Origin of the sequence: Crenothrix polyspora, assembly GCF_900163755.1 — a bacterium.
Classification (GTDB): Bacteria; Pseudomonadota; Gammaproteobacteria; order Methylococcales; family Methylomonadaceae; genus Crenothrix; species Crenothrix polyspora.
In genome coordinates, this window is sequence record NZ_FUKI01000121.1 from 19,873 (window position 1) to 30,565 (window position 10,693).

A 10,693-nucleotide genomic window follows, 5' to 3' on the forward strand; every position below is an offset into this window, starting at 1 on the left:
TATCGAATAAATGAGTAAAAATCTTGTTATTGTAGAATCACCCGCTAAAGCCAAAACCATTGAGAAATACTTGGGGCCGGATTTTCAGGTTTTAGCGTCTTACGGTCATGTGCGCGACCTTGTTCCTAAAGAAGGCGCAGTGGATCCCAGCAATGATTTCGCGATGAAATATGAAATTATTGACCGCAATCAAAAGCACGTTCAAGCCATCACCAAAGCACTTAAAGGTGCAGATACGCTGTATTTGGCCACTGATCCTGATCGGGAGGGCGAAGCCATTTCTTGGCATTTGTACGAGTTGTTGAATGAAAAAAATCAGTTAAAAGATAAAACGGTACACCGTGTTGCTTTTCATGAGATTACCAAAAAAGCGGTTACTGAGGCAATTGCCCACCCTGAACAACTGGCGATTAATCTGATTAACGCCCAGCAAGCCCGTCGTGCCCTAGATTATCTGGTAGGTTTTAATCTGTCGCCGTTATTGTGGAAAAAAATTCGTCGCGGCTTGTCGGCAGGGCGCGTACAAAGCCCCGCGTTGCGGATGATTGTTGAGCGTGAACTGGAAATTGAAGCGTTTAAAACCCGTGAGTATTGGACAACCGATGCGCTATTAACCGCGCAAGCGCAAAATTTCAAAGCCAAGCTCACGCATTACAATGGCGAAAAGCTCAATCAATTCAGTCTTAACAACCAAGATTTAGCTGAAGCAGCGCGGCAAACTTTACTGGATGCTGCTGACGGTCAGTTACTGGTTAGTAAGCTGGAGAAAAAACAGCAAAAGCGCAATCCTGCGCCACCGTTTATTACCTCAACTTTGCAGCAAGAGGCCTCGCGTAAACTGGGCTTTACCACCAAGCGTACCATGATGGTTGCCCAGCAGTTGTATGAAGGTATTGATATTGGCGGTGAAACCGCTGGTCTTATCACTTACATGCGTACCGATTCGGTAAATTTGTCTGCCGATGCAGTGGCCGATATGCGTAGTTTAATTGCTGAGATTTACGGTGCGGATAATGTACCGGTAGAGCCTAGGCAGTTTAAAACTAAAGCTAAAAATGCCCAAGAAGCGCACGAAGCAATACGCCCGACTTATCCACGTCATCTGCCTAGTCAACTCAAAGATTATCTGACTATTGAGCAGTTTAAGCTGTACGAACTGATTTGGAAGCGTACGATTGCCTGCCAGATGATACACGCCACCTTGAACATGGTGGCGGTTGATTTAAGTTGTGCAGGTGAAAAACATATTTTTAGAGCCACAGGCTCTACTATTGCGATTCCAGGTTTTATGACTGTGTATCTGGAAGGTAAAGATGACAGCAACGAATCGGATGATAAAGAAAACCTACTGCCGTTTATGGAAGAAGGTCGCCCGGTGACGTTGTTGGATATTAGCAGTACCCAGCATTTTACCGAGCCACCGCCACGTTACGGCGAAGCCAGCTTGGTTAAATCTTTAGAAGAGCATGGCATAGGTCGGCCTTCTACCTATGCGTCGATTATTTCTACTTTGCAGAATCGTGAATATGTCACTTTAGTGACCAAGCGTTTTTACCCCACTGATGTGGGTCGAATCGTTAATAAATTTTTAACCGAGCATTTCACTAAGTACGTTGATTACGATTTTACCGCCAATTTAGAAGATGAATTAGATGCGGTGTCGCGAGGTGAAAAAGACTGGATTCCGTTAATGCATGAATTCTGGGCACCTTTTACCCACTTGATTCATGAAAAAGAAGCTAGCGTTCAGCGCAAAGATGTTACTCAGGAAACTATTGATGAAAAATGCCCTGAGTGTGCCAGTCCTTTGTCAATACGTTTGGGTAGAAATGGTCGGTTTATTGGCTGCACCCATTATCCTGAATGTTCGTACACCCGCAATTTAAATGACGATGCCAATACAGCAGAAGAATCAGAGGTTTTAGAAGGCCGAACCTGCCCCAGTTGCGCATCACCGTTAGTTTTTAAAATGGGACGCTATGGTAAATTTATTGGTTGTAGCGGCTACCCGCAGTGTAAGCATATTGAGCCACTGGAAAAGCCAGAAGATACCCATGTGGAGTGCCCACAGTGTAAAAAAGCTAATATTCTTAAGCGAAAATCGCGGAATGGCAAAATATTTTATTCGTGTGCGGGCTACCCAAAATGCAGTTATGCTTTATGGGATGCGCCGATAAAAGAACATTGCCCTGATTGCAATTGGCCGGTTTTAACCGTGAAAGAAACCAAAAAGCGCGGCGCAGAAAAAGTCTGTCCACAAAAAGATTGCAAATACGCCACGCCTTATGAGGGTGATTTAGCGCAAGTGCCAGACTAAATTTATATTTATTTTTTATTTCTTGCAAAGAACCAATAATTAAACTACAATTGGTGGTTCATATCGGGTCGCTAGCTCAGCCGGTAGAGCACCGCACTTTTAATGCGATGGTCATGCGTTCGAATCGCATGCGACCCACCAAAAAATTCAAAAGCCCTGCATAAAAATGCAGGGCTTTTTTTATGCCTAAAATTATCTGTGGCGTAATTTTGGGGTATTCTTAAAAAATACTCACAACAAGCGCGATGTGAACGATTAAAAAATTTTGAACACTCTAAGTTGAGTATTAAAAAAGCGTTTTAATCAAGCGGCATCGCAGGCGTAACGTTTTATCCATTCAGTTTGTAAATCCAGCATATTATCAATGTGCTGTTGAATTCTGTTTTTCTCACCTTGTGTTGTAACAATATCCATATCAGAGAACTTAAGTACGGTATTTTTATTCTCGAAGGCAATATCAAGTACCTTAGAATACATAGCAGATGTCGTCGGTGCTCGGTATCCATCTGCGCCATAATACCAATTTGCCACAAAAAATTGATGGCGTTTATTAATATCTACATCCAGAAACGCAAGTCCTTGTTGCAATTTATCTCTTGGTAAACCAAACAAATGCGTAATTTCAGCGGCAATATCAATATGAGATGTAGGCTTGTTACTCACTTCGGCAGGGTAGTGTGCATGTGGGGCAATCAAAATCAAAGGGACATGAAATGAATACTGATCAATCATACCGATACGAACATTAGGATCTTCTTCAGAAGTACGCACCCCATGATCGCCAGTAAGCACAATCACTGTTTTCGATAAAGCACCATTTTCCTCAAGACGATTGACCAGTGCCAGCAGCCAATCTAGTTGTTGCATGGCGATCTTGTGGCCTCTTTCGGCAACCGAAGCGCCTAAAGCCGCATCCCAAGGGCCATGGCCGCGTTGTGGATAAAAGCCAACAGCAAAACGTGTGCCTTCTTTCGTCCAGTGAGAAATATCAGCATCAAGTTCATTGAATGCAATAATATCAGCATTCTTCAGATTGGCTAACCTATGCTCCTCACCATAAAACACTTTTTTAAAGCCAACATGCTCAAAGACAACCTTGTCCATAGGTACTTGGCTTTTGTAAGGTACATAAACCCCCGTGCTAGCGCCAAGCTTAGTAAATGCCGTCATAATACTGGGTATGGTTTTATCTGCGGTAAGATTTATCAGGCAGGAGTCGTAATACGCTCTTGGTGGGTAAAGCCCTGTCAGCATGGCAAGATTAGACTCAGCAGAAGCAGGAAAAACCGAATAATGATTGGCACCAATGTATTTGTTGGCAGACAATTTATTCCAGACTGGATGATTTGGCAGGGTTTTACGCACATCTAAAAAGTTGATAGATGCCGTTTCTAATACAAATAAGATTAAGTTTGAGTTGCGCTCAACGGCATAATTTAATGGCGGTTGAGTGGTATCAGAAAGCCCATGCAATGCAAAGAAACGCTTATTGAGCTCAATTTCAGAAAGATTGTCTAACGTTGTTTTTCCCGCATTACTGGATAATAATGAAAATAGCGCGTTCATAAAAAAACTGTTGGTAATATTGCTTGAACGCAGGGTAGATAAGTTTGCAGAGCATGCCATCATTAAAAAAACCAGCACAGAACTGATTGAAATCCATGCCACTAGTTTTTGAATTTTTTTAAAATGCTTCAACCAATTACCGCCACAAAAGGCAACAGTACTTGCCAAAATAAGCACTAACGTTTTAATTACCCCGTCCATCGCAATATATTTCTTAGCAATGTCAGGTTTTGAAATTCCAAAAGATACCGCATCCACCAACGCAGAAAAAGTAAGAAACTGTCCAACCTGTCCCCAACTTTGTAAATTGGTATACAACAGAAGCAAAGACAGGATTGAGATGGCCACCCAGATAATAGTAGCATTCTTATGTCGTAAATACCGATAACTTACAATGATTGCAATAGGTGCAAGACATCCCCAGAGTAATAAGTCATACCGGTATAAAAACAACACATCAAAAACAGTTGCGCTTTCTAACGTTCGGCGCGACGACATTAATATCGCCCCAAAATATTTGCCTTGTATACGAATTTTTGTGGAATACAGAGTGAACAATAAAATTGGCATAGCGCCAAGGACATAATGTGAATAAGGCCATAATTCTATTAACCATTGATATTTTGTCTTGGTTTTTATTTTCATAGCTATATTATTCCTTAAAAAATTATTATAAGTAATCGCGTACATTACAAAAATCACTTAACTGTGCGATTAACATACCTACCTATAACAAAATATAGTTTGTCTTAATATATATACAAGGTGGGGGATTAAAAGCGCTGGGCATCTCACGCGGCCACTGCTGTGTAAAAATTACTCCAATAGTTTTTCCAGTTACCATTATCCCTTACGACACGCAGTGCTAACATAAGCTTGGTATTAACGCTGGTGTGCAAAAAAATTCCAGCTTACTTTTAATCTTAATGAAAACCATACCATTTTTGCAGTCACTGCAAAAATGGTATGCTTTAATAAATAGTGATAGTGTAAATTACATTTAAAATCAGAATCCTAAAGGTAGGCGTGATTTTTGCTTATATGTCAGCATCAGTGGCTTTGTTTTTTGAGTCATCATACCAACCCAACACACGGAGAGTTAACCATGAGAAAAGACTTATACCTAGTCGCAGGATTTACCACATTACGCATTGTTTAAGCAATTTCACTATCTTTGCTAGGACTACAACTGCTTAATTTTATTTTCAGCAAGATCGCTGCATAATCCTCTGACTTCATGATTTATTATCCACTAAGCATTATTTTTGAGGACTTGGACTAAACTTAACATCATATAACTACACTCTATTAAATGCTTAGCCAGATACTTAAAATATTAGCAATTGCCAACTATTAGATGATTAAAGATAGTTATAAACTTTTCTCTGTCATCTTGCCATACAAGAATAAGTAGTTTTATGGCTAAAACCCATATTACTACGCTAAAACCTTATACCGGAGACATCCTATGAAAAAAGATATTTACATGGCTTTAGGCTTTACTGCATTACTCATTATTTCAGCAGTGCCTTTGTCTTTTTTTAGTTTACATTTGATTAACTTTATTTTCAGTAAACTTGGATTACTAGCTCTCTAGCGTCATTATTTAAAGCCTTATTGCCAATATTAACGTTGATGATATTAATCTTCTCTTAGAGATATTTGTTATAACCGTTAATGCGGGATTACTAAAAATCCCAACCCTCTCACCATTACAATTAAAAGCAAGGAAAACCTATGCGAATATTCACCAAACAACAGTACGGCGCAGCTTTCTCACTCGCATCATTAATCATTGTGACATTCGGTGCTACATTGATGAGTACAAAAGTTAATGCCATGCCCAGTTTTCCAGACAAACCGGTGCTTCGTGTAGTCAGTGTCACACCCAATCATTTGGCCCTAACCTTACGCCGTTTGGTCGTGATTTTAAATTAGGTGGCTATACCATAAGCGGCGGTAAAGGCATTAATGCCAAGTTACCCCCCATCAGTGCCATGATTACCGGCTCGTTTACCAATACCAATAAAGACGCAACTGACATACCGGCAGGTTTTGATGCCAACAATAACTTCACTTTTGATGAAGCTTCCTTGTTTTATGCAGGAAAAGTCTATGGCAAAGTAGGCGCATTTATTCAAGGTACTTACAGCGTTTTCAACTTAGGACAGTTACAGCCACCGTTCGTGCTGAGCTTGTCGAAGCATGAACGGCACACTTCGACAAGCTCAGTGCGAACGGTTACGCTGTAACTATTGAACTGTGAAAACGCTGTATAATGGTTTTGAAGACATCCTAGAAATGGATAAAACCGACATTCGGTTTGCTGACAATCTGGGTATTGGCGAACATCAATTGACTTACGGTGTGTCATTAAATAATACCCCAACCGTACAAGACTTATGGAACACCATCGCATGGGGCTTTCCGTATACTGGCAGCGGCATGCAACCGGGTGTTGGTGCTGGCGCTCTGATTGATGGCGGATTGGATTCGCAAGTAGGTGGTGCGACCGTTTACACGATGATTGATAACCTGTTATATCTGGAAGCCGGTGCGTATGGTTCATTTTCCGATACCCTACAACGTGGCTTTGGCATTGGTGTAGGCGATAGAAATTCACTGGATGGCCCCGCGCCCTATTGGCGAGTTGCCTTGCAACATGATTGGAAAGGCCACTTTTTTGCCCTGGGTCATTACGGTATGATGGCAGATGTCTGCCCGCATCGCGATTGCAGCAAAGGCACTAACCAATTTACCGATTTAGCGTTTGATGCCACCTATCAGTACATGGCCAATCCTAAACATATCTTCGAAGCGAAAACCACGTACATTTATGAAGATCAAAAATTAAATGCCGATGGTGCGCTGCCAAGCGATCAAAACACGTACCTGGCTACGTATAAGATGAATGCCGCGTATACGTTTGATCAAACCTATGGCGTTACCTTTGGCTATAACAAAATAAACGGCTCACCTATTGATGGTTCACACCCTAACAGTGAATATTTTACCGCTGAACTGGTTTATGTACCGTTTGGTAAATCCACCTCGTATTTAAATCCGTGGTTAAATTTACGTACCAGCTTGCAATATATTGGTTACACACAAGCCAATGGTACCAGTACCTATTCTCATGACAATAATACGTTTATGTTAAATGGCTGGCTAGCGTTCTAATTAATCCTACTGCCGTATGGTCACTTATTAGGTGGTCATGCGGCTTTTTAACTCATAATACCCTTCACTGAAACGCTCTCGTTTTTAGTACTAAAATCTCCGTTTAAAACAATACTAATTGATGCTACTGTATCCATAAGATACCGTTACGATAGCTTTCATATCTCTTGTAAACAATACTAGCATCACACAATAAAAATACTTACCTTAAGGATTAGCATGAACACCCCGCCTGAACGCTATCGACGCTTTCGTGATATTTCCGTTAGCGAACGTATTTTAAATACCGTATTTTTACTCACCATAGGCCTTGGTTATCTGATGGCGTTGGCCAATATGTATTACACCCATCAAGGATTAGATGGCAAAGCGGGATTATCACTTGAAGACGTGGTGATTAGTTATCATGGTTCAAGTAATCAAACGCGTCTAGGGACGGCTATTAAAGGCATTATGGCACCCAATTTAAAATTTAAAAGTGATCAAGATGTCATCTTGCAATGGATACAACAAGGCGCTGAAGAAGCGGGTTACGATGAAAAAATCGCTCCCATATTAAATCGGGATTGCATTGTTTGCCACACGCCTAACGTTAATCCATCTTTACCTGATTTAACACAGTACAAAACGGTATCGGTGGTAGCTCATGCAGGCGGCGCAACGATACCCACACTGGTGCGCGTATCACATATCCATTTATTTGGTATTGCTTTTATTCTATTTTTTATTGGTAAAGTCTTTTTGTTGTGTGATATCAATGTGTATATCAAACGTGTCGCGGTAGTGATTCCGTTTGCTGCTATGTTGTTAGATGTATTATCGTGGTTTGTTACCAAACAAGTTTCATCTTTTGCTTACGTAGTTATTTTCAGTGGCGCGTTAATGGGATTGTCTATGGGGTTGCAGATTTTTCTGAGCATTTATCAGATGTGGTTTTTTTCTAAATCCAATAAATCACAAAACACACATCAAAATCAGTAAAAAAGAATAATTCCCCCTTTTTCAAAGGGGGAAGCCAAGCGCGGTGCCCACCCTACAGTTGTAATTGTCCCGTTTAAAGTTAGTAGCCATTTTTGACAGCTTGCTTCCAAAGTGGAATTATTGTGCCACCCCTCAAATTGGGTAGTTGTTCAAGTTAATTAATTTTCATTCCTTACTGGCTGCTGAACGATTGCTACAGCTCAGCAAGCAGCCGCCATGAAACAACGCGCAATGCGGGAGTGTCGTGACACGAAAGTCCCAGCATGCCATGCACTTCATATGGGCTACCTGCTGTGTCGTCATACTGGATTAGGCTGTTGTGGAGCGTGATGATAGCGAATGTTGAAAAGAAGGGTCAACCGATTACGTCTTTGGACAGTTTGATTACGGCAACAGCTTATACCCAGTATTTAACATTGATGACACACAATGCACGCTTTCGGCCTTGGGATTTGTTTGTGCCATTAATTTTGCAACGGGATCAGGCGCAGGAATCCGCCGGATGCGGAAAACCGCATGTCCGGTGGTGTGGGAGGGATAACGGGCGCAATCCCGTTATCCCTTACCCACCTCAGGTTATTTTAGCTGTAGCACCATCAGCTCCAACTTCTTATCCACCGAATCACCCGACACCCAATAAATTTGGTTATCGAATTGCCACACATCATCACGCCGATTTATACGCGCATAGCTGCCTAGTGCAATGGCTTGGCTTAAGGCGTTACCCGCTTCATCCACTTTTATCGCATAGGTGTTGACATACGCATCCGGAGTCCATTTTTCCCACAGTAACAGCAAATTGCCATCAGCAAGCTTTACCGTCCGCAAGCGGGAAACATTTTCTTGGCTTTTGTCCTGGTACGCCGTCAACCAGACAATTCCTCTGTTCCTTTGCTCAGACCATCCGCCGCCAAATGTATAAAAACCACCGGTTTCGGCCGCACCCATGGTTTTCACTAAATCATCGCTAATAACAGCGCCGGAACCGGTGGCATTTTCAAAGTCCTTACGCACTTGCACCAAGCCAATATTGCGGGCGTCATTGAGATAGTTACCAACCCTAGCATTGTCCAAGGCCCTGCCGTCCGCAGTGTTCTCACCTGAAAAGACGACACTGTAACCGTTGCTGCCTTCAGTAACCCCGCCCAACTCGGTATAGGTACGGTTGTCATTAGACCACTTGTAATAGGTTGTGGTGGCATTGCTGATTTCTGGATACACTGGGTATGTAGCACCAGCAGGGCTGGTCGCCGTGGTACCGTGTTGGGTTTTAAAGGTATAAACCACCCGCGAGCGTTTGGTGCTTTGGGTAAATTTATGCAGGTTGACCCCGCGCGGGTAATTGTCGCCCAAATCAATGCCGACAAACTCGTTCTGCGCATTGGTGGCTAATACGCTTTCAAATGAATGCCCCGATGTTTGCCCCCAATTTTTGGTGACAGACAAGGTGTTGGCATCAAAAACCACCGCAATAGCGCCTTGATGGTTTAATCCATCGCTGGAACGGTGCATTTGCCGGCCAATAATCAAGCCCAAAGTTCCGTTGACATGCTGCAAACTGGCTACATTACCATCACCAAACGAGACTATATTCAGACCGGCGGTCGTGGTGTCCAAGGTTTTTCTAAGCAATTCTTGGCCTGCGGCATTGGTCTTGAATAACGTAGCAACACGGGCGATATCACCACTGCCGTTCACGCCGCTGCCTTTTTGTAATGTCAGGTAATACAAGTTGCCCAGATTATCGGCTGTTGCCGCCACCAAATCAGTATCGGTGCTAAAAGGCAAATCCAGTGTTTGCTGGGTTTTTAGGTTGCTACCCAACCAAGTAACTTGAATTGAGGCATCATCCTTATCTTGCCACACAACACCGCGCTGGCCATTGCTGTTGGTTACCAAGAAAAACTGGCGGGTCCGGCTGTACACGTTGCTGTGTGTGCTGGGGCCGTTATTGAAATCCAATTTGGTGTCAAAAGGCCGGCCACTGACTGTGTAACGGTACTTGATTACGTCTCCTAATGCCGTACTGTTGACGCGTGCGCCTTCAATGCCGGTGCCCAGTTCAGTGAAGGAACTGACCCGTTGGCTTTTAGGTACAAACACATAAGTGACGGTACCCTTAATTTTGCTCACGGTTAGGGTTGCTACCTTAACGGGTGCGCTGGTAATACTGATATCTACTGCGGACACCTGCTTAACCAAGCTGACTGCATCCCCTGCCAATTGATAGACACTGTAGTCTTCTTTGGTTGGAAATTGATAATAAATCACATGCTCAGAAGCCAAAAATTGTGTGGCCTTACTGGTTGGTTCAGCGATCCTATACGCCTCAAATTGCGTTGAGTTGGCACTATTGGACATCACCCCACGCTCCACACCGTAATTATTATGGTTGTAACGGCCATCGGTGTAACAAGCATTTTGGTAAAACAACGCCATCAGTGCCAAACGGCCAATTTGGTCGCTACTGGCTATCGTGCCGTTACAATCACTGCTTTTCCCAGGCAGAACCTTGGTTTCTTGACCAGTAAAGCTGTAGTGAACCAAATCCGGTATTTGGCCATTTACCTGCGCTACCGTCAAATCAAAAGCGGCGAGACTGGCCGTACCGCCCTTGCCGTCACTGACGCTGATTACAATCGCGGAGGT

General features: G+C 42.8%; 8 protein-coding genes and 1 tRNA gene. 7 read left to right on the forward strand and 2 right to left on the reverse strand.

From position 1 onward, the window contains the following. The first annotated feature begins 10 nt into the window (after positions 1-10). The gene (gene topA, locus CRENPOLYSF2_RS10765; protein ID WP_087143953.1) at positions 11-2,317 is read left to right on the forward strand and encodes a type I DNA topoisomerase; all 2,307 of its coding nucleotides are present in this window, start codon (positions 11-13) and stop codon (positions 2,315-2,317) included. 65 nt (positions 2,318-2,382) lie between these two features. Next, positions 2,383-2,458: transfer RNA gene (locus CRENPOLYSF2_RS10770), tRNA-Lys, on the forward strand. A 162-nt stretch (positions 2,459-2,620) separates the two neighbouring features. On the opposite strand, the gene CRENPOLYSF2_RS10775 is transcribed toward CRENPOLYSF2_RS10770, so the two are convergent. Further along, positions 2,621-4,528, reverse strand: a complete 1,908-nt coding sequence (locus CRENPOLYSF2_RS10775) for a sulfatase-like hydrolase/transferase (RefSeq protein WP_176371102.1) — start codon at positions 4,526-4,528, stop codon at positions 2,621-2,623. Between the two features lie 823 nt (positions 4,529-5,351). Between CRENPOLYSF2_RS10775 and CRENPOLYSF2_RS19365 the strand changes: the two genes are divergently transcribed. From CRENPOLYSF2_RS19365 to CRENPOLYSF2_RS10795, 5 genes are all read left to right on the forward strand, one after another. After that, a complete protein-coding gene (locus tag CRENPOLYSF2_RS19365) occupies positions 5,352-5,480 on the forward strand; it encodes a hypothetical protein (protein WP_272867704.1) in 129 nt (42 codons plus the stop codon). A 140-nt stretch (positions 5,481-5,620) separates the two neighbouring features. Further along, entirely contained in the window at positions 5,621-5,821 is a 201-nt protein-coding gene (locus CRENPOLYSF2_RS10780) for a hypothetical protein (RefSeq protein ID WP_087143955.1), read from the forward strand. Positions 5,822-5,880: 59 nt separating this feature from the next. Then, positions 5,881-6,135 carry a hypothetical protein gene (locus tag CRENPOLYSF2_RS10785; protein ID WP_087143956.1) on the forward strand — a complete coding sequence of 85 codons (255 nt, stop codon included), beginning with the start codon at positions 5,881-5,883 and terminating at the stop codon, positions 6,133-6,135. Positions 6,136-6,145: 10 nt separating this feature from the next. Continuing rightward, positions 6,146-7,063: a hypothetical protein gene (locus CRENPOLYSF2_RS10790; RefSeq protein ID WP_176371103.1), complete on the forward strand. Its 918-nt coding sequence runs from the start codon at positions 6,146-6,148 to the stop codon at positions 7,061-7,063. Between the two features lie 219 nt (positions 7,064-7,282). Further along, entirely contained in the window at positions 7,283-8,044 is a 762-nt protein-coding gene (locus CRENPOLYSF2_RS10795; protein WP_087143957.1) for a hypothetical protein, read from the forward strand. Positions 8,045-8,620: 576 nt separating this feature from the next. Here the strand turns inward: CRENPOLYSF2_RS10795 and CRENPOLYSF2_RS18840 are convergent. Beyond that, positions 8,621-10,693, reverse strand: a 2,073-nt coding sequence (locus tag CRENPOLYSF2_RS18840; protein ID WP_176371104.1) for a hypothetical protein, incomplete at its 5' end; no start/stop codon positions are given.

What these genes read in the sequence shown, in the direction of transcription:
- topA (WP_087143953.1), top strand. Translation starts at nt 11, where the DNA reads ATGAGTAAAAATCTTGTTATTGTAGAATCACCCGCTAAAGCCAAAACC.
- CRENPOLYSF2_RS10775 (WP_176371102.1), bottom strand. Translation starts at nt 4,528, where the DNA reads ATGAAAATAAAAACCAAGACAAAATATCAATGGTTAATAGAATTATGG.
- CRENPOLYSF2_RS19365 (WP_272867704.1), top strand. Translation starts at nt 5,352, where the DNA reads ATGAAAAAAGATATTTACATGGCTTTAGGCTTTACTGCATTACTCATT.
- CRENPOLYSF2_RS10780 (WP_087143955.1), top strand. Translation starts at nt 5,621, where the DNA reads ATGCGAATATTCACCAAACAACAGTACGGCGCAGCTTTCTCACTCGCA.
- CRENPOLYSF2_RS10785 (WP_087143956.1), top strand. Translation starts at nt 5,881, where the DNA reads ATGATTACCGGCTCGTTTACCAATACCAATAAAGACGCAACTGACATA.
- CRENPOLYSF2_RS10795 (WP_087143957.1), top strand. Translation starts at nt 7,283, where the DNA reads ATGAACACCCCGCCTGAACGCTATCGACGCTTTCGTGATATTTCCGTT.